Origin of the sequence: Bacillus sp. 37MA (genome assembly GCF_000372765.1) — a bacterium.
Lineage (GTDB): Bacteria > Bacillota > Bacilli > Bacillales > Domibacillaceae > Domibacillus > Domibacillus aminovorans.
Window position 1 is genome coordinate 2,189,504 of the sequence record NZ_KB889752.1, and the last position, 18,681, is coordinate 2,208,184.

The following is an 18,681-nucleotide window of genomic DNA, read 5'->3' on the forward strand; positions in this document are numbered from 1 at the left end:
TGAGCCGATCCGTCTTTTTCTGCTTCTTAATTCTTTAAATCTTCAATGCGTGTTTCAACAGCGGCAAGTTTCGTGCGGTAATCTAATTCTTTTGCACGTTCTTCCTCTACCACTTTTTGAGGCGCTTTTGACATAAACCGCTCATTTGCCAGTTTTTTCAACACGCGGTCTACTTCTGACTGCCATTTTGCTTTTTCTTTTTCAAGACGAGCAATTTCTTCGTCTAAATTGAGAAGTCCAGCAAGCGGCATAAATAATTCGGCTCCTGTGACAACAGCGGTCATCGACTTCTCCGGTGTTTCTGGATTGAGCTCAATGACAAGCTCTTCCGGATTACAGAAGCGCTCGATGTAATAGCGATTTTCTGTCAATGTAGACAAAACAGACTCGTCTTTCGCTTTAATGACGAGCGGCACTTTTTTGCTCATCGGTGTGTTTACTTCCGCACGGATGTTACGCACGGCACGAATGATATCAACAAGTAGTTTCATGTCCGTAGCCGCTTCTTTATTTGTTAAAGAATGATCGGCTACAGGCCATTTCGCTTCAACGATCGTTTCGCCTTCGTGCGGCAAGTTTTGCCAAATTTCTTCTGTAATGAATGGCATAAATGGATGCAATAAACGCATCGTATGATCAAGCACGTATGCAAGAACGGAACGCGTCATTTGCTTCGCTTGCTCATCTTCTCCGTACAATGGCAATTTCGCCATTTCAATGTACCAGTCACAGAAATCATCCCATATGAAGTTATAAAGTGTACGACCGACTTCACCAAATTCATATTTCTCAGACAAATGCGTCACGTTGTCGATCGTTTCGTTTAAACGGGTTAAAATCCACTCGTCTGCCACGGATTTTTTGCCAGATAAATCAATCTGGTCATATGCCATGCCGTTCATATTCATCAAAGCAAAACGGGAGGCATTCCAAATTTTATTGGCAAAGTTCCAAGTCGCTTCTACCTTTTCCGTTGTGTAACGTAAATCCTGACCTGGCGAGCTACCTGTCGCAAGGAAATAACGAAGTGAATCGGCGCCATATTGATCGATGACTTCCATCGGATCAACACCATTGCCTAGCGATTTCGACATTTTGCGGCCTTCTGCATCACGGACGAGACCATGAATTAGTACATCATTAAACGGACGTTTACCTGTAAACTCAAGTCCCTGGAAAATCATGCGTGATACCCAGAAGAAAATAATATCATAGCCTGTTACGAGTGCGGCAGTCGGGTAATGGCGTTTGAAATCAACCGCTTCTGTATCCGGCCAGCCCATCGTTGAAAATGGCCATAGTGCAGATGAGAACCACGTATCCAGTACGTCGTTATCTTGTTCCCAATTTTCCGCGTCAGCTGGTTCCTCATGCCCGACATACACTTCGCCTGTTTCTTTATGATACCAGGCCGGAATACGGTGGCCCCACCATAATTGACGAGAAATACACCAATCACGAATGTTATCCATCCAGTGCAAATACGTTTTCTCAAAACGATCCGGCACGAAATTCACTTTTTCTTCTGTTTTTTGCAAATCAACAGCAGCACCAGCGAGCGGCGCCATTTTCACAAACCATTGTGTCGATAAATACGGCTCAACGACCGCTCCGCTTCGCTCGGAATGACCGACTGAATGAAGATGATCTTCAATTTTGAATAGAATGCCTTCCTCCTGCAAGTCTTTCACAATTTGTTTCCGGCAATCAAAACGATCAAGGCCATTATATTTGCCCGCTTCCGCATTCATTGTGCCATCTTCATTCATGACAAGAATGCGCGGCAAATTGTGACGGTTACCGATTTCAAAGTCATTCGGATCATGCGCTGGCGTAATTTTCACCGCGCCACTTCCAAATTCCATATCAACGTAATCATCCCCAACAATCGGAATAATACGCCCTGTAATTGGCAGCACGACATGTTTGCCGATTAAATGCTTGTAACGGTCATCTTCTGGATGAACGGCAACCGCTGTGTCACCGAGCATCGTTTCCGGACGCGTCGTCGCAACTTCAATGTGACCTGAACCGTCTTCAAGCGGATATTTCATATGATAAAAGGCACCTTGTACGTCTTTATAAATGACTTCAATATCTGACAGCGCCGTTTTCGTTGACGGGTCCCAGTTAATAATATATTCGCCCCGGTAAATCAATCCTTTTTCATATAGCTTTACAAATACTTCACGAACCGCTTTTGACAAGCCTTCATCGAGTGTAAAGCGCTCGCGGCTGTAATCAAGACCAAGGCCTAGTTTCGCCCACTGCTCGCGAATGTGAGCCGCATATTCTTCTTTCCACTTCCACGATTCTTCTAAAAATTTCTCGCGGCCGAGATCATAACGTGTCGTTCCTTCTTCTTTCAACTTTTGTTCGACTTTCGCCTGCGTTGCAATACCTGCGTGGTCCATGCCCGGCAGCCAGAGTACATCGTAGCCTTGCATTCGCTTCATGCGCGTTAAAATATCTTGCAGCGTCGTATCCCACGCATGGCCAAGGTGCAGTTTCCCTGTTACGTTTGGCGGCGGAATAACGATTGTATACGGCTCTTTTGTTTCATCACTTTTCGCTTCGAAAAATTGGCCAGCCGTCCACCAGTCATAACGTCCTTTTTCGATTGTCTTTGGATCGTATTTTGTCGGCATCGTTGTTTCATTTTGTTGTAACATTCATTTTTTCCTCCTTAACGAAAAAAAGCCTCTCGTCTTGAAAAGGACGAAGAGGATTGTTCGCGGTACCACCTTTTCCAGGTCCACACTTTTCTTTTTGATACCATTATCTTATCCGAAATAGACGAAGCCCGTCAATGCTTGCACACACGTTTTCCCCCTTTTTTACATACAATATGAAAAAAGGCAGGTGTATAATATGATGCGCCATTATGATCGATGGCCCCCCTGGCTCCGACGATGCCGTCGCATCGCATGCGGGATCATTATTCCGTTTTGCTGCTTTCAAGGAATTCGCACGTTAATTTTCCCGACCACGATGGACGTCATTTTGCTAGCCCTTCTCATTCTTCTTGCAGCGGCGCTTCATCTTGAGTGGATATAAGCGCAACATCACCCGACGGCTCAATTGAAAATCGCCATTCAGCCTGATGTTCAGAGCGTTCTTCGAGCCAGCTAAATATAGATGGCTCTTCTGTATGTCCTTTTTGAACTTGTACAGACGCTGCTTCTTCTACAATTTCAACGTGCTCTTCGACAGATGCTTCTTCTACAACTTCAACGTGCTCTTCGACAGATGCTTCTTCTACACTATCTTCGTACACTTCATTTGAATTTGAGTCAAATTCAAACACCGTCTCTTCTTCCTTAAGAGAAACCACAACGGCAAGCTCAGCTGCAAGCACTAAACGGTCGGGCTTTTGTACATCATAATCAAATGAGTGAATTTGAATATCCGTGTCATCCGCTATCCGGCGGTCTGGCGGGATAAACGCATGAACTGGTATGTGCCGGAAAAATTGCCGGATGTTCTCTTCTTCTTCCGTCACAATGCAGTATTCACCTGTCACCTCAATTGTACCAGTAAGTGCCGTGCCTTCGTCTCTTGAGTCCATTGTCAGTTGCGGGTCAAGCGAAATCGACAGCAGTTCTTCCACACTTTCTCCATCAGGGAACACGACACCTTCTTCAATGGATACGAAAAATAATTCATCCACCAAAATCAGCTCCTTTTTTATCCTGCTGCTTATTTTATGAGTGGAGCTGCGTTATCATGCCCTTGTTTTTTCAACGATCGGACAAGTCAAAGATGCGTAATGAATACTATAGGGAAGAAATGGAACATTTAAACGGTAAAAAAGCAGCCCCGGATCAATCCGTTGCTGCTTTAGCCAAACTATTTTTTCAAACGGCTAAATGCTTTTTCAGCAGCTGCAATTGTTTTTTCGATGTCTTCATCTGAATGAGTTGTTGATAAAAACAGTCCTTCAAATTGAGACGGTGGCAGGAAAACACCTTCCATCGCCATTTCATGGTAATAATCCGCAAATAAGGCTAGGTCAGAATTTTTCGCATCGTCATAGTTGCGAACAGGTCCTTCATGGAAGAAGAAGCCGATCATCGAGCCAGCACGATTGAATGTAATTGGAATGCCGTGTTTTCGTGCTGCTTCCGTCAATCCTTTTTCAAGCGAGTCTGCTTTACGCGCAAATTCGTCGTACATTTCCGGTGTGAGCTGGCGAAGTGTTTCAAGCCCTGCTGTCATCGCCATCGGATTACCGGATAATGTACCGGCTTGATAAATCGGACCGGCCGGAGCAATTTGATTCATGATTTCTGCTTTCCCGCCGTATGCTCCAACAGGCAGACCGCCGCCGATTACTTTGCCGAGACACGTAATATCCGGCGTCACGCCAAAATGACCTTGTGCGCAATTGTAACCGACACGAAAACCTGTCATCACTTCATCAAAAATGAGAAGTGCGTCATATTGTTCCGTGACGTCACGCAGCCCTTCAAGGAAACCTGGCTGAGGCGGAACGACACCCATGTTGCCGGCAACCGGTTCAACAATGATACAGGCAATATCATCCCCAAATTGTTCAAACGCGTAACGAACGCTTTCTAAATCGTTATATGGCACTGTAATCGTATTTTTCGCAACACTTTCAGGAACGCCCGGGCTGTCTGGCAAACCGAGCGTTGCCACGCCTGAACCCGCTTTAATTAACAGCGAATCGCCGTGTCCGTGATAGCATCCTTCAAATTTCAAAATTTTATTTCGCCCTGTATAGCCGCGTGCAAGGCGAAGTGCACTCATCGTTGCTTCTGTACCGCTTGAAACCATACGGACAACTTCAATCGATGGAACGCGTTCAATGACAAGTTCAGCCATTTCATTTTCAAGTAATGTCGAAGCACCGAAACTTGTACCTGTTTCTGCTGTTTTTTTCAATGCCTCCACTACACGTTCATTCGTGTGGCCGAGAATAAGGGGACCCCATGATAAAACGTAATCAATGTACTCATTGCCATCAATGTCATAAATATGTGACCCTTTGCCTCGCTCCATAAAGATCGGATCAATATTAACTGATTTAAATGCACGAACCGGACTGTTTACACCACCTGGCATCATTTTGACTGCTTCTTCAAACGCTGCTTTCGATTTTTCAAATGAACGCATCCATATATCCCCTTCCAATTATTATTCGCTTAACCAGCGCGCCGCATCTTTTGCGTGATACGTCATGATCAAGTCTGCGCCTGCCCGCTTCATACTCGTTAATTTTTCCAGAACGATCGCTTTTTCATCCACCCATCCATTCAATGCCGCTGCTTTCACCATTGAATATTCGCCGCTTACGTTGTACGCCACAACCGGTGCATCAAATTCATTGCGTACGTCACGAATAATATCAAGATAAGAGAGAGCGGGCTTGACAATTAAGAAATCTGCGCCCTGTTCCATATCAGCTTCTGCTTCACGCATCGCTTCACGACGGTTTGCCGGGTCCATTTGATACGTTTTCCGGTCGCCAAACTGCGGTGTAGAATCCGCTGCTTCACGGAACGGTCCGTAAAACGCAGATGAGTATTTGACGGCATAGGACATAATCGGAATTTCCGTATAGCCCGCTGCATCAAGCCCTTGGCGGATCGCCGTCACGAAGCCATCCATCATGTTCGAAGGCGCGATGATATCTGCACCTGCTTCTGCCTGGCTTACCGCCGTTTTCGCAAGCAACTCAAGCGACGGATCATTTAACACGTTACCGTCTTCCACAACGCCGCAATGGCCATGGTCTGTGTATTCACAAAGGCACGTATCCGCGATGACGAGTAAATCAGGATACTGTTCTTTAATATAACGTGTCGCCTCTTGAACGATCCCATGATTGTGATAGGCACCTGTTCCAACATCATCTTTCTCAACCGGTAAACCGAATAAAATGACCGCTTTAATGCCAAGGCTGACGATTTCATCGAATTCTTCTTTCAAGTTATCGATGGAAAGCTGGAATACACCTGGCATTGAAGATACTTCATTTCGAACACCTTCTCCTTCTGCAATAAATAAAGGATAAATAAAATCATTCACACTTAACACCGTTTCTCGTACTAATGCACGCATATTGGCGCTTTGACGCAAACGACGATGTCTCGCAAATTCGTTTGTCATGTTCTTCACTCCTTGTAATAATAGATCATGTCAGAAACGAGCGAATCAGTCGTATACTCATCCGGACAGATCGAAATCGTCATTCCATATTTCTCTGCTTCTTTTTTCGTTACCGGTCCAATGCAGGCAAAGTCAGCCTCTGGAATCGGCTCTTCTGCTTCGTTTAACGTAGAAATAAAATGTCGGACAGCCGATGGGCTTGTAAATGTATACATATCGATTTGTTCATGACGGATGAGATGAAGCAGTGCTTCTTTTTCTTTTTCTGGAAAATACGTTTCGTACACAATCCAGTCATCTGCTGCCGCTCCTGTTTTGCGAATCGTCTCACCAATTAAGTCACGGGCAAGATTTCCTTTTGGAATAAGCGCATTTTTGGGCGCAAACCGTCCTGTTTCTATGTCTTTCGCTAGATCATCTGCTGAAAATCGCTTCGGAATATAGGAAACCATTAGACCGTACCGCTCAAGTGATTCAGCCGTCTTCGTCCCGATCGCCGCAAATTTAGCCGGAATATCTTTTATATCCACGCCCATCTCTTCCACTTTCTTCATAAAAAAATCAACACCATTTTTACTCGTGATGATGATCCAGTCATATGTAAATAGCTGATTCAATACAGCTTCGTCCTGAATGTCTTCATACATTCTGAACGCGATAAGCGGCACCGCGTATGCTGTGCCGCCCGCTTTTTCTATTTTACCAATAAACGGTGCTGCCTGTCCTGCAGGACGCGTTACAACAATTCGTTTTCCTGATAACGGTTGATCCATATTCACTCTGATTCTGCTCTCGCTGCTTCAATTAAGTCAACAGCACCACGTTTTTTTAATAGGCGAGCGGCCTCTAAACCAACTTGCTCTGCGTCATGGCCTTCAACGGTTTCTTTTAGAATCGTCTTGCCATCTGGTGACGCAACAAGTGCTGTTAAAGAGAGTGTTTCACCATCTGCTGTCGCAAAGCCTGCAACCGGTACTTGGCATCCGCCATTGACGGCTGTTAAAAAAGCACGCTCTGCTGTCGTCGTTTTCTTCGTGTTTTCACATGTGAATTTTGCTAGCAAATCAAGAAGTTCGACATCATTTTCACGACATTCAATCGCAAGCGCCCCTTGTCCAACCGAGGGAACTGATAAGTCTTCATCCAAAAATTCTGTGACGATATCAGATGACCAGCCCATGCGTGCGAGACCGGCTGCTGCTAAAATAATCGCATCGTATTCTTCATTTTCTAGCTTTTGAAGACGCGTATCAATGTTGCCGCGAATCCATTTAATTTCAATGTCAGAACGCATGGCAAGGAGCTGAGCACTGCGGCGAAGGCTGCTTGTGCCAATAATTGAACCCGCTGGTAAGTCTCGAAATTTTACATGCCCTTTTGAAATAAAGGCATCTCGATGGTCCTCGCGTTCTGGTACCGCACCGATCACAAGTCCTTCGGGAAGTTCAGCCGGCATATCTTTCATGCTGTGAACGGCCAAATCGATTTCATGGTCAAACATCGCTTGCTCGATTTCTTTCACAAAAAGGCCTTTACCGCCGACTTTAGATAATGTGACATCTAAAATCCGGTCGCCTTTTGTCACAATTTCTTTTACTTCAAATTCGGTCTCAGGTGACAATTTTTTCAACTGATCGATGACTTGATTCGTCTGCGTTAACGCGAGACGGCTTCTTCTTGATCCGACAATAATTTTTCGCATAATACCCTCCATCTAGACCGAAAGCCGGATGTCACGAATACCAGAAATGGAATGTGGACAGCCGGCTTCCGAGGAAAAAGTTAATTAAAATAATGAGAAACGCTGCCGCATTAATAAATGCAAGCGTTCTTCCTGAGCATTCTTTTCTTACTTTTACATATAAAAAAATGCTGTATATCAATAGTAAAACAAATGACGCAATAATTTTCAAATCAAACCAACTGACATCCGGTAATTTAAGTGTTTTCCAAACGAGTCCAAGAATGAGACTGAGCAAGAGAAGCGGTACGCCCATTGCATTTAAGATGACCGACAACTTTTCGAGCTGACCGAGATCGCCGAGACGCCAGAGACGCTCATTCCATTTTTTCGTTTTTAGCAGACGATATTGAAGTAAATATAGTGCTGAGAAAATGAATGAAAGAGAAAAAGCGCCGTATGACAAAATCGCCATCGTAATGTGTATAAGTAAAAGTTCCGAAACAAGCTTTTCCGCCGCCGCCTGCGATTCGACTTGTACGGGCGCAAATGTGTGGATCGTCATAATTAAAAAGCCGATTACATTCGTAAAAAGAACGGTAAAGTCCATTCGAAGTAACTTATTTAAAATGAGCGACATTGTCAGCAGTACCCATGCATAAAAATAAAGTCCCTCAAATAATGTGAGGACTGGAAATCTGCCTGTATTATACATGTAAAGACATAAAAAAATTGTTTGAAGACTCCAAACAATCGATAAAATCCAGAAGGCGATTTTATTCGCCCTCTGGTTTCGTTGTACAAAATCAAGGAAATAGAGAAGTACACTTACTGCATATAAAATAATCATTAGTTCATGAAGCCGGGTCATTCCTTGTTCAAACATTGCGTAACCTCACTTAAAACTGGAGTAAAGGCTTTGCATGAACTGCCTGGACGCATTCCTTTTCTTTTACCTGCGACTGCTTTAGTCCTTTCACGTCTTCTTCAAGATTGAAGATTTGCATGAATAGATCAAGCTTCTCTGCTGCACGCTTATCGCCTGCAAGTTCCTTCGCCTGCAAAATAGGATCTTTCAACATTTGATTAACGATGCTTTTCGTATGCTTGCTTAACACTTTCCGGTCACGATCGCTCATATGCGGCAGTTTGCGGTCAAGGCTTTCCATCGTTTCTGCCTGAATCGCTAATGCCTTTTGACGGAGTGCAGAAATAACAGGCACAACACCAAGCAGATTAACCCATTCGTTAAACTCGACGATTTCTTCTTCAATCATAAGACCGATGTTTGCCGCCGCTTTTTCGCGTTCAGCCAGGTTCGCCTGCACAATGCCTTCTAGATCATCAATATCGTATAAAAAGACACTATCGAGATCGGAAAGTTCTGGCGAAATATCACGCGGAACCGCAATATCCACCATAAAAAGCGGGCGCCCTTTCCGCATTTTTTGCACGCTTGTCATTAATTCTTTCGTAATGACATATTCCTTTGAACCAGTTGAACTGATTAAAATATCCGCTTCAACGAGCGCACATTGCAGTTCATTCATCGTTTTGGCCTGTCCGTCAAAACGATCAGCAAGCACTTCTGCTTTTTCAAATGTCCGATTCATAACCGTCACTTTTGTTGCACCGCTTCCGTGCAAGTTTTTAATCGCAAGTTCGCCCATCTTTCCGGCACCGATAACGAGTACATGACGCCCGTCAAGTTTCCCGAAAATTTTCTTTGCGAGTTCAACTGCTGCATAACTTACCGATACGGCATTCGCACCGATTTCTGTTTCTGCATGTGCACGCTTAGCAAGCGTAATAGCCTGTTTAAATAATTGATTAAACACAGTGCCAGTTGCGTCTATTTCTTGCGATTGCAAAAAGCTTTGACGAACTTGCCCAAGAATTTGTGTTTCACCAAGCACCATTGAATTTAAACCTGCTGTGACGCGGAAAAGATGCTCGACCGCTGCTTCCTGCTCGTAAATGAACAAGTAAGGCGTAAATTCTTCCTGTTCTATGTTAAACCATTTGGATAAAAATTCTTTAATGTAATAACGACCGGTATGCAGCTGATCAACGACCGCGTAAATTTCAGTACGGTTGCACGTCGAGATAATGACATTTTCGAGCACACTTTTTTGTTTTTGGAGCTCTGTCATCGCTGTTTCAATTACATCTTCTTGAAAAGAAAGACGCTCGCGAATTTCTACCGGGGCTGTTTTATAGTTTAATCCCACCGTAATGATATGCATGTTACTGCACCCCCGAAAACGAATCATTGTTGTTCGTATTATACCACACTTAAATCATTTTTCTCATTCACGAATTGTGAACATATGCTAACATTAAAGATAGCACTTTTTCATGTATATATCTACATTATAAACATTATCAAAAAGAAACGATTTTTGCAATAGAATCATTTGGAAAGCGGGGACTTTGATGATGAATGGACAGCGTATTTTTCCAGGCTTTATTTTAATCGGATTCGGCTTGTACTTTTTTTTCCAGCAGTCCGCCATTTTATGGGTGAAACCTTACCTTGGCTGGCCGGCACTTTTGCTCATTACTGGTATCGCTTTTTTGGCAGAAGGCTATAAAAGTGACGGGAACGGCATTTTAGCAGGTACCGTATTAACTGGATTTGGCATTCATTTTTATGTAATCGACTACCTCGGCTGGTGGGCCAATGACACCGGCGTGTTTATTTTAATTATCGCACTTGGTTTTTTATTGCAGTATCAAAAAACAGGTAGCGGCTTGTTTCATGGCATTCTTTTTTTAACGTTGGCTGCTATAGCGCTGTTTTACGGTACCATCACGAGCTGGTTCGGACTTCTTGAAGAAAAAGCGTTCTCTATCTGGCAGTTCTGGCCGTTCATTTTAATTGCAGCCGGCGGATATTTACTGTTTGTAAAGAAGAGTGTCGGAAAATCATCGAAATATTGATCACGCATGTCGTTTATGCTTATTTCTGATCAGATGCATAGATTTGTGACCACTTACTGTCCTTTCGGATTATTTAGTTTCTTTTATGACCGATTTATTACTATTTCTGCTCACTAAAGCAACTATTTAACTGCTCAAGTCGCTTTCTGACTAGTAAGAAAAAGCTGCTCCCATTCGTGAACGGGAACAGCTTTTTTTATTCACTTTCTTCAAGATTTGCTTTTTCATATTCTTTATCATTGTACATTCTTCTCTTGACAGCTTTCCATACTTCTTCTTTTCCAAGTCCTGTTTCCGATGAAAAGATGATGATTTCATCAAGTGGATCAAAGTCGAGTGTTTCTTTGACGACTTTTAAATGCTTCTGCCACTTGCCTTTTGGAATTTTGTCCGCTTTCGTCGCAATAACAATCGCTGGAATTTCGTTGTGCTTCAAAAAGTCATACATAACGACATCATCTGCTGACGGCGCATGTCGCAAATCAACAATGTGGATACAAGCCGCAAGCTGTGGGCGATCCGCCATATATGTTTCAATCATCGGACCCCATAATGCTCGTTCCGTCTTTGCCACTTTCGCATAACCATAACCCGGAACGTCGACGAAAAACAGAGTGTCTTCAATTTTATAAAAATTGAGTGTCTGCGTTTTTCCTGGTTTCGATGAAATACGCGCCATACTTTTTCGGCCGATCATTCGGTTAATAAATGATGACTTCCCAACATTTGAACGGCCAGCCAGTGCAAACTCAGGCAATCCGATATCCGGATATTGATGTGGTTTTGCGGCACTGATGACCAGTTCTACGTTATTTACTTTCATTTATTGCTTCCTCCGATCGCGATGTCCAGCACTTCATCCATCGTCGAAACTGTTAAAAATGTCAGCCCCTCGCGGATACTTTTCGGCACATCATCGATATCTTTTTCATTATCTTTTGGCAAAATAATTGTTTTTAGTCCCGCACGGTGCGCACCGAGTGATTTTTCTTTTACACCGCCAATTGGCAAGACACGTCCACGCAATGTAATTTCACCCGTCATCCCAACGTCACGGCGCACAGGACGGCCTGTTAAAGCAGAAATGAGTGCAATAGCCATCGTAATACCGGCAGATGGACCGTCTTTTGGGACTGCGCCTTCCGGAACGTGAATGTGAATATCATGATGCTCATGGAAATTTGCTTCAATCCCAAGTTCAGTTGCTTTAGAACGCACATAACTGAATGCAGTCTGCGCCGATTCTTTCATCACATCACCAAGCTTACCGGTCAAAATCAGTTTGCCTTTTCCAGGTGAAAGTGATACTTCAATTTGCAAGGTGTCGCCGCCGACCGTCGTATACGCCAGACCATTCGCCACACCAACTTGATCTTCTGTATCGGCCTGACCGTAACGGAAAATGCGTTTGCCAAGATAATCCTGCAAATTTTTATCAGTAACGGTGATCCGCTTTTTCTCATTGGACACAATTTTCTTTGCTGCTTTCCGGCAAATAGCCGCCAGCTGACGCTCAAGACTACGAACACCCGCCTCACGCGTGTAATAACGAACGACATCAAAGATGGCTTCTTCTTTTAATCGAATTTGATTACCTGTCAATCCATTTTCTTTTACTTGCTTCGGAAATAAGTGATCTTTTGCGATATGAACTTTCTCGACTTCTGTATAACCAGCAATTGAAATAATCTCCATCCGGTCGCGCAAAGGTCCCGGAATCGCGCTTAAATCATTCGCTGTCGCAATGAACATTACATTCGATAAATCATATGTTTCTTCAATGTAATGATCGCTGAAGTTCGCATTTTGTTCCGGATCGAGTACTTCAAGAAGCGCGGATGACGGGTCGCCGCGAAAATCATTCGACATTTTATCAATTTCATCCAATAAAAAAACCGGATTGACAGTACCTGCTTTTTTCATTCCTTGAATGATCCTGCCTGGCATTGCACCGACGTATGTACGTCTGTGGCCGCGAATTTCCGATTCATCGCGAACACCGCCAAGTGAAATGCGAACAAAGTTACGTCCAAGTGATTCAGCAATGGAACGGACCAAACTTGTTTTCCCTACACCTGGAGGCCCTCCAAGACAAAGGATTGGACCGCGCAGCGACTGCGTTAATTGACGAACTGCTAAAAACTCAAGCACACGCTCTTTCACTTTTTCAAGACCATAATGATCGCGGTTTAAGATACCTTCTGCTTTGATTACATCCAGATCATCTTCGGTCACGTTTGACCATGGCAGCACGATAAGCCACTCTAAATAGTTGCGAATGACAGCACTTTCCGCTGCACTTTGTGGGATTTTTTCATAGCGTTCCAGTTCTTTCATTGCTGCTTTTTCAACATGTTCCGGCATAGTCGCTGCTAAAATGCGCACTGTCAGCTCTTCCACTTCAGACATTTTGCCTTCTTTATCGCCCAGTTCCTGCTGGATTGCTTTCATCTGCTCACGTAAATAATATTCTTTTTGCGTTTTTTCCATCGATGTTTTCACGCGCTGGCCGATTTTTTTCTCTAAATTCAGTACCTCACGTTCATTTTGTAAAAGTGAGATGAGATGCTCAAGACGTGCCTTTACTGAAAATGTCGCTAAAATTTCCTGTTTTTCTTTCACTTTAAGTGATATATGCGATGTAGCAATATCAGCAAGTCTGCCTGGTTCTTCAATATCTGAAACGGAGCTTAACGTATCAGAAGAACCTTTTTTCGACAGTTTTACGTATTGTTCAAACTGCTTCAACAGCATTCTCATGAGCGCTTCTGTTTCGGCATCTTTTTCGTTTTCTTCTTCGTGAACTTCAACGACCGCTTCGTAAAAAGATGTCTGGTCAACGATGGAAATTAATTTCGCACGATTAAGTCCTTCTACGAGAACCCGAATCGTCCCGTTCGGAAGCTTTAACATTTGTTTCACTTTTGTAAGGGTGCCGACCTCATATACATCGTCTCCAGATGGATCATCGAGTTCCGGATCTTTTTGTGCTGATAAGAAAACAAGCTGATCGTTCATCATTGCGGCCTCTAACGCTTCAATGGAACGATCGCGGCCAACATCGAGATGAAGTACCATTGTCGGGTACACGTGCATCCCGCGGAGCGGCAAAAGCGGTACTGTGTAGATTGTTTCTTCCTTCATGACATATCCCTCCCTGCAAAAAAAAACCATCCCAGCGTATGTAAGCGGGGTGCTTCTCTTTCTTTTATCTTATCTTATCGTAAAATGACTAATGATGTCGATTGAAAAGAAGGGACAGCGCCTAAATAGGCACTGCCCCTTTTTAAAACACCTCATTATGCAGATGTTTTATCAGCTGAATCGACTTCATTACCATTTTCGTCCAAAAGACGCGGCGATGTATGATCGGTCACTGCTTCGCTTGTAATGACACATGTTTTAATATCATCACGCGAAGGCAATTCGTACATCACTTCAAGCATAATGCTTTCAATAATGGAACGAAGTCCACGTGCGCCTGTTTTACGCTCAATGGCTTTTTTTGCAATTTCGCGAAGTGCCTCATCTTCAAATTCAAGCTCAACATCATCAAGCTCAAGCATTTTCTCATATTGCTTCACAAGCGCATTTTTCGGTTTCGTCAAAATCTCAATAAGCGCACTTTCATCAAGCTGCTCAAGACTTGAAATAACCGGAAGACGACCAATAAACTCTGGAATTAAACCGAAACGAAGCAAATCTTCTGGGAGAAGTTGAGAAAGAAGTGATTTATCTGCTACTTCTTCTTTTTTCGTATCAGATCCAAAACCAATCACTTTTTGACCGAGACGGCGTTTAATAATTTGCTCAACACCATCAAATGCTCCTCCACAAATGAAAAGGATGTTTGTCGTATCAATCTGGATAAATTCTTGGTGCGGGTGTTTGCGTCCACCTTGAGGCGGCACACTTGCGACCGTACCTTCCAAAATTTTGAGAAGCGCTTGCTGTACCCCTTCACCGGAAACATCTCGTGTAATGGACGGGTTTTCCGATTTACGGGCTACTTTATCAATTTCATCGATATAAATAATGCCTTTTTCTGCTTTTTCCACATCATAATCAGCCGCTTGAATTAACTTCAACAAAATATTTTCAACGTCTTCACCAACGTATCCTGCTTCTGTTAAAGATGTTGCATCTGCAATCGCAAATGGCACATTCAAAATACGGGCAAGCGTCTGCGCAAGAAGTGTTTTACCGCTTCCTGTCGGCCCGATTAGGCAAATGTTTGATTTAGATAATTCTACATCATCCACTTTGCTGTTGGAGTTGATACGCTTATAGTGATTATAAACTGCAACAGCGAGTGATTTTTTCGCTCGTTCCTGACCGATGACATATTCGCCTAAAATTTCACGAATTTGCGTCGGTTTCGGCACATCATTAAACTCAACTTCTTCTTCTGTACCAAGTTCTTCTTCCACGATTTCTGTGCAGAGCTCAATACACTCGTCGCAAATATATACCCCCGGCCCAGCTACGAGTTTACGCACCTGATCCTGTGATTTTCCGCAAAACGAACATTTTAACTGTCCTTTTTCTTCATTAAATTTAAACACCTAGTTCACCCCTTATGCTATGTTGGTGCAGCCGGAAAAATTCAGTAGACCGACTTTTTGACTACCCCTTAATTAAGTTATGTATCGCATTGTAGCACATTTGCCATAAAACAAAAACGAAAAAGCATTTTCCCCTTGTTTTATGGTAGAAAACAAGGCACGATCAAGTCGTGCCTTGTCAGCTTGTCCTTTTATTATGCACTAGTTTTGCTGTTTTCGACAAGAAATTCAACTGCTTTGCGAATTTTCAAGTCTGCTTTCATGCCATCAAGGCTGCCAAGCGCTTTTTGAATATCTTCTTTTGAAAGACCAAATTGCTCAGCCATTTTATTTACTTCAGCTTCTACATCTTCATCTGTTGGCTCAAGATTTTCAGCAACAGCGATTGCTTCAAGCGTTAAGCTTGTGCGCACGCGCGTTGCAGCATTTTCTTTCATTTGTGCACGAAGGTCTGCTTCTGATTGACCTGAAAACTGGTAGTACAGATCAAGGTTCATACCTTGCATTGAAAGGTTTTGTGTAAACTCTTGAAGCATGCGGTCGATTTCACTGTCGATCATGACATCAGGAATATCAGATTCTGCATTCGCTACCGCTTGTTCAACAAGGTCATCACGCAACTTTTGTTCAGAAGCGTTTTGCTTTTGCTCAGCTAGTCGTTCTTTAATTTTTGCTGTCAACGCATCGAGTGTTTCCACTTCTTCGTCTGTTTCTTTCGCGAAATCATCATTTAACTCAGGTAATTCCTGTGCTTTTACTTCATGAAGTTTCACTTTGAATACAGCAGGTTGACCCGCAAGCTCTTCCGCATGGTATTCTTCAGGGAATGTCACTTCCACTTCTTTTTCTTCACCTGTTTTCATGCCGATAATCTGTTCTTCAAATCCCGGAATGAATGTACCAGAACCGATAACGATTGAATAGTTTTCAGCCTGTCCGCCTTCAAACGCTTCACCGTTAACGAATCCTTCAAAATCGATCACAACAGTATCTTCATTTTCAACAGTGCCTTCTTCTTTTACAACTAGCTCAGCGTGACGTTTTTGAAGATCTTGAAGTTCGTTTTGAACATCTTCATCTGTTACATCTGTGCTCGCTTTTTCTACTTCAAGGCCTTTATATTCACCAAGTTTCACTTCAGGCTTCACTGTAACAGTCGCTTTGAAGATGAATGGTTTGCCTTTTTCGAATTGCTCTACATCGATTTCAGGGCGGTCAACAGGATCAATACCCGCTTCGTCGATCGCATTTCCATACGCTTCTGGAAGAATCGCATCGATCGCATCCTGATAAAGTGATTCAACGCCGAAACGTTGTTCGAACAACGGGCGAGGCATTTTCCCTTTACGAAAGCCCGGTACATTAATTGTTTTTACGACTTTTTGGAACGCAGCGTCAAGTCCTTTTTTCACTGTTTCAGCATCAACTTCAACAGTAAGTACTCCCTGGTTCCCTTCTAATTTTTCCCACTTTGCAGACATAAAAAATTCCCTCCAACAATCTATTAATAAAGATGAACGTTCGCCTTATGTATATTCTTTCTGATACAAAAAGGACACAATACGACTTTTACATTATACCATATAGCCACTTTCTTTCAACTAAAAGGATAAAATTTCATCGAGTTCTTTCATAAACGACAGTGCCTTGCCTATCTCTGGGTCAATATTAGAGAGATCGCTCACGGAACGATAGAGCGATTCAATGTGGAGAACAGCAGCATTCGCCCAGACAGATGGTTCTACTTCTGGATCAAATGGATGCATTAAAAACAACTGCTGCTTAATTAGTTCTATTGCTTGCTCAAATAAAACCGGATTTTCCTGGCCAATCGTTTGATCAAGATGTGCAGATGTTTCCTTATAAAAAGGCCGACTGAACACTTCGTCTGTCAGCACTGGAATAACCTCTTTTTCAAAATGAAATTTCCGAACGGTTACATTTTGAGCAGTGCCCATTTCACGAAGCAGTCCAAGCGACATCGATTGAACAAATGGATGCTCTTTCGTATTTGCAAGCATCATGATCAATTCTTTTTCATAAGGCGATGCACCCGGCGACGCAAGTTCCGCAAGTTTCATCATTTTATCCTGCATCGTGTCTTCTTGTTGAAACAGTACGGCTGCCGGGGAATTCTGTTTCGTACTCATCCGATCAGCGAGCGCTTTTAAATGAGCGAAATGTTCATACCGATCTGGGGGCAGCCCTTCTTCAAGAAGCACTCCTAACGTATCCCCCACTTCTTGATAGCATTTTTTTTGAATAAGCATCAATACATGTAAATCGAGAACATCAAAATAGTGCCCTTCACCAGCATGAAGCATACCTCGTGACAATTGAATCCCCTCATCATAGCTTTCGCTTTCATGATACGCAATAAGCAGTGCCATTTTGAGCTCTTCGACACGGTCAGTTTCAAAACGGAGTGCTTCTGTGTATAGACGGATCGCATCACCAAACCGCTTTTCTTCAAGTGCCGCCTGTCCCTCTCTCTCCAGATGACCTAGCGTGCCCGGAAATTGAATCACATTGCCGTCTTTGATCCGCTTTTTCTTCTTCATTTTATTCGTCACCCGTTCCGGATTTTTAATAATTAAAGTGTAGCACGTGATAAATCGAAAGAACAGAAAAAAGACGCTCTGCACTATTAAGTGACAGACCACCTTTTTAAATTGTTATTTTCGCATAAAGGAGGAACGCAAATGATGACGGTAAGAGAAGCAATACTTCTAACAGATTTAAATAATGTCACAGTTCACGCCGAAAAAAGGACTTTTCTGAAAAATGCGCGGGCACATGTTATTGACCATTCGGCGGCATATACCTTTATACTCTCCCGCCATAATCATCCGTGCCTATTAAATTGTTAGTACTTCCAAATAGAACGATGTCTTGTCTAAAAAATTACTGGCAACTGTCTAATTTACAAATTCGTTCTCTTAGTTCCACTGTTCTTAGTACAGAATGTGTAATGCCTATACCGCACATTATTCCTTGAGCGTGACGGCGTTTCTATTATAAATAGAAGAATTAGCTTCTACATTTTTAAAATAAATAGCTTCTTCATTACATTCTCCATCAAAAATAATTGTTGTCATAGAAGACAAGTTTAAAATGTTCCTCAATTCCCCTACATATATACAGGTATATTTTATATATTTACAAAGTTAACACTAACATAGGGTTTTTATTCGCAAACATTTTTCCTCGATTAAATGCAATAAAGCACTTCCCGATGAGAAGATGATTTTTGCATAATCGACCTGTTTTGGAGTAAGGTTTCCGTCGATATTCTCAATGAGCATTTGAGCAAGGATTAACAAACTGTTAAGAGGCGTTCGCAATTCATGAAACACA

16 protein-coding genes are annotated in these 18,681 nt (G+C 42.8%); 2 read left to right on the forward strand and 14 right to left on the reverse strand.

Features of this window, described 5'->3' with window-relative positions:
* Positions 1-26 precede the first annotated feature (26 nt).
* Positions 27-2,672, reverse strand: coding sequence for a valine--tRNA ligase (locus A3M5_RS0112225; RefSeq protein ID WP_018394070.1), 2,646 nt, complete (start codon positions 2,670-2,672; stop codon positions 27-29).
* Between the two features lie 202 nt (positions 2,673-2,874).
* On the opposite strand from A3M5_RS0112225, the gene A3M5_RS26175 reads away from it, so the two are divergent.
* Positions 2,875-3,057 carry a YszA family small membrane protein gene (locus A3M5_RS26175; RefSeq protein ID WP_081897985.1) on the forward strand — a complete coding sequence of 61 codons (183 nt, stop codon included), beginning with the start codon at positions 2,875-2,877 and terminating at the stop codon, positions 3,055-3,057.
* On the opposite strand, the gene A3M5_RS0112230 is transcribed toward A3M5_RS26175, so the two are convergent.
* From A3M5_RS0112230 to hemA, 7 genes are all read right to left on the reverse strand, one after another.
* Positions 3,017-3,670 (reverse strand): hypothetical protein, encoded by a 654-nt coding sequence (locus A3M5_RS0112230; RefSeq protein WP_018394071.1) that lies wholly within the window; start codon positions 3,668-3,670, stop codon positions 3,017-3,019. The genes A3M5_RS26175 and A3M5_RS0112230 overlap by 41 nt on opposite strands.
* A gap of 179 nt (positions 3,671-3,849) precedes the next feature.
* On the reverse strand, positions 3,850-5,139 hold the full coding sequence (gene hemL / locus A3M5_RS0112235) for a glutamate-1-semialdehyde 2,1-aminomutase (protein WP_018394072.1): 1,290 nt from the start codon (positions 5,137-5,139) through the stop codon (positions 3,850-3,852).
* 21 nt (positions 5,140-5,160) lie between these two features.
* Positions 5,161-6,135: a porphobilinogen synthase gene (gene hemB, locus A3M5_RS0112240; protein WP_018394073.1), complete on the reverse strand. Its 975-nt coding sequence runs from the start codon at positions 6,133-6,135 to the stop codon at positions 5,161-5,163.
* 5 nt (positions 6,136-6,140) lie between these two features.
* Positions 6,141-6,908, reverse strand: coding sequence for a uroporphyrinogen-III synthase (locus tag A3M5_RS0112245; protein WP_034298600.1), 768 nt, complete (start codon positions 6,906-6,908; stop codon positions 6,141-6,143).
* Positions 6,909-6,910: 2 nt separating this feature from the next.
* Positions 6,911-7,837 (reverse strand): hydroxymethylbilane synthase, encoded by a 927-nt coding sequence (gene hemC / locus A3M5_RS0112250; RefSeq protein ID WP_018394075.1) that lies wholly within the window; start codon positions 7,835-7,837, stop codon positions 6,911-6,913.
* Positions 7,838-7,868: 31 nt separating this feature from the next.
* On the reverse strand, positions 7,869-8,702 hold the full coding sequence (locus A3M5_RS0112255; protein WP_018394076.1) for a cytochrome C assembly family protein: 834 nt from the start codon (positions 8,700-8,702) through the stop codon (positions 7,869-7,871).
* A gap of 13 nt (positions 8,703-8,715) precedes the next feature.
* Positions 8,716-10,062 carry a glutamyl-tRNA reductase gene (gene hemA / locus A3M5_RS0112260; protein WP_018394077.1) on the reverse strand — a complete coding sequence of 449 codons (1,347 nt, stop codon included), beginning with the start codon at positions 10,060-10,062 and terminating at the stop codon, positions 8,716-8,718.
* 190 nt (positions 10,063-10,252) lie between these two features.
* On the opposite strand from hemA, the gene A3M5_RS0112265 reads away from it, so the two are divergent.
* A complete protein-coding gene (locus A3M5_RS0112265; RefSeq protein WP_018394078.1) occupies positions 10,253-10,759 on the forward strand; it encodes a hypothetical protein in 507 nt (168 codons plus the stop codon).
* A 196-nt stretch (positions 10,760-10,955) separates the two neighbouring features.
* On the opposite strand, the gene yihA is transcribed toward A3M5_RS0112265, so the two are convergent.
* From yihA to A3M5_RS26180, 6 genes are all read right to left on the reverse strand, one after another.
* Complete coding sequence (yihA, locus tag A3M5_RS0112270; RefSeq protein ID WP_018394079.1) at positions 10,956-11,582, reverse strand: ribosome biogenesis GTP-binding protein YihA/YsxC; 627 nt, start codon at positions 11,580-11,582, stop codon at positions 10,956-10,958.
* Positions 11,579-13,903 carry an endopeptidase La gene (gene lon / locus A3M5_RS0112275; RefSeq protein ID WP_018394080.1) on the reverse strand — a complete coding sequence of 775 codons (2,325 nt, stop codon included), beginning with the start codon at positions 13,901-13,903 and terminating at the stop codon, positions 11,579-11,581. Before lon ends, yihA begins: the two co-directional genes overlap by 4 nt.
* A gap of 155 nt (positions 13,904-14,058) precedes the next feature.
* Positions 14,059-15,324, reverse strand: coding sequence for an ATP-dependent protease ATP-binding subunit ClpX (gene clpX, locus A3M5_RS0112280; RefSeq protein ID WP_018394081.1), 1,266 nt, complete (start codon positions 15,322-15,324; stop codon positions 14,059-14,061).
* Positions 15,325-15,518: 194 nt separating this feature from the next.
* Positions 15,519-16,805: a trigger factor gene (gene tig, locus A3M5_RS0112285; RefSeq protein WP_018394082.1), complete on the reverse strand. Its 1,287-nt coding sequence runs from the start codon at positions 16,803-16,805 to the stop codon at positions 15,519-15,521.
* Positions 16,806-16,925: 120 nt separating this feature from the next.
* The gene (locus A3M5_RS0112290; protein ID WP_018394083.1) at positions 16,926-17,885 is read right to left on the reverse strand and encodes a hypothetical protein; all 960 of its coding nucleotides are present in this window, start codon (positions 17,883-17,885) and stop codon (positions 16,926-16,928) included.
* A 612-nt stretch (positions 17,886-18,497) separates the two neighbouring features.
* Entirely contained in the window at positions 18,498-18,680 is a 183-nt protein-coding gene (locus A3M5_RS26180) for a histidine kinase dimerization/phospho-acceptor domain-containing protein (RefSeq protein ID WP_082193909.1), read from the reverse strand.
* Position 18,681 lies beyond the last annotated feature (1 nt).

Coding starts and splice junctions, on each gene's coding strand:
- A3M5_RS0112225 (WP_018394070.1), bottom strand. CDS start 2,672: ATGTTACAACAAAATGAAACAACGATGCCGACAAAATACGATCCAAAG.
- A3M5_RS26175 (WP_081897985.1), top strand. CDS start 2,875: ATGCGCCATTATGATCGATGGCCCCCCTGGCTCCGACGATGCCGTCGC.
- hemL (WP_018394072.1), bottom strand. CDS start 5,139: ATGCGTTCATTTGAAAAATCGAAAGCAGCGTTTGAAGAAGCAGTCAAA.
- hemB (WP_018394073.1), bottom strand. CDS start 6,135: ATGACAAACGAATTTGCGAGACATCGTCGTTTGCGTCAAAGCGCCAAT.
- A3M5_RS0112245 (WP_034298600.1), bottom strand. CDS start 6,908: ATGGATCAACCGTTATCAGGAAAACGAATTGTTGTAACGCGTCCTGCA.
- hemC (WP_018394075.1), bottom strand. CDS start 7,837: ATGCGAAAAATTATTGTCGGATCAAGAAGAAGCCGTCTCGCGTTAACG.
- A3M5_RS0112255 (WP_018394076.1), bottom strand. CDS start 8,702: ATGTTTGAACAAGGAATGACCCGGCTTCATGAACTAATGATTATTTTA.
- hemA (WP_018394077.1), bottom strand. CDS start 10,062: ATGCATATCATTACGGTGGGATTAAACTATAAAACAGCCCCGGTAGAA.
- A3M5_RS0112265 (WP_018394078.1), top strand. CDS start 10,253: ATGATGAATGGACAGCGTATTTTTCCAGGCTTTATTTTAATCGGATTC.
- yihA (WP_018394079.1), bottom strand. CDS start 11,582: ATGAAAGTAAATAACGTAGAACTGGTCATCAGTGCCGCAAAACCACAT.
- lon (WP_018394080.1), bottom strand. CDS start 13,903: ATGAAGGAAGAAACAATCTACACAGTACCGCTTTTGCCGCTCCGCGGG.
- tig (WP_018394082.1), bottom strand. CDS start 16,805: ATGTCTGCAAAGTGGGAAAAATTAGAAGGGAACCAGGGAGTACTTACT.
- A3M5_RS0112290 (WP_018394083.1), bottom strand. CDS start 17,885: ATGAAGAAGAAAAAGCGGATCAAAGACGGCAATGTGATTCAATTTCCG.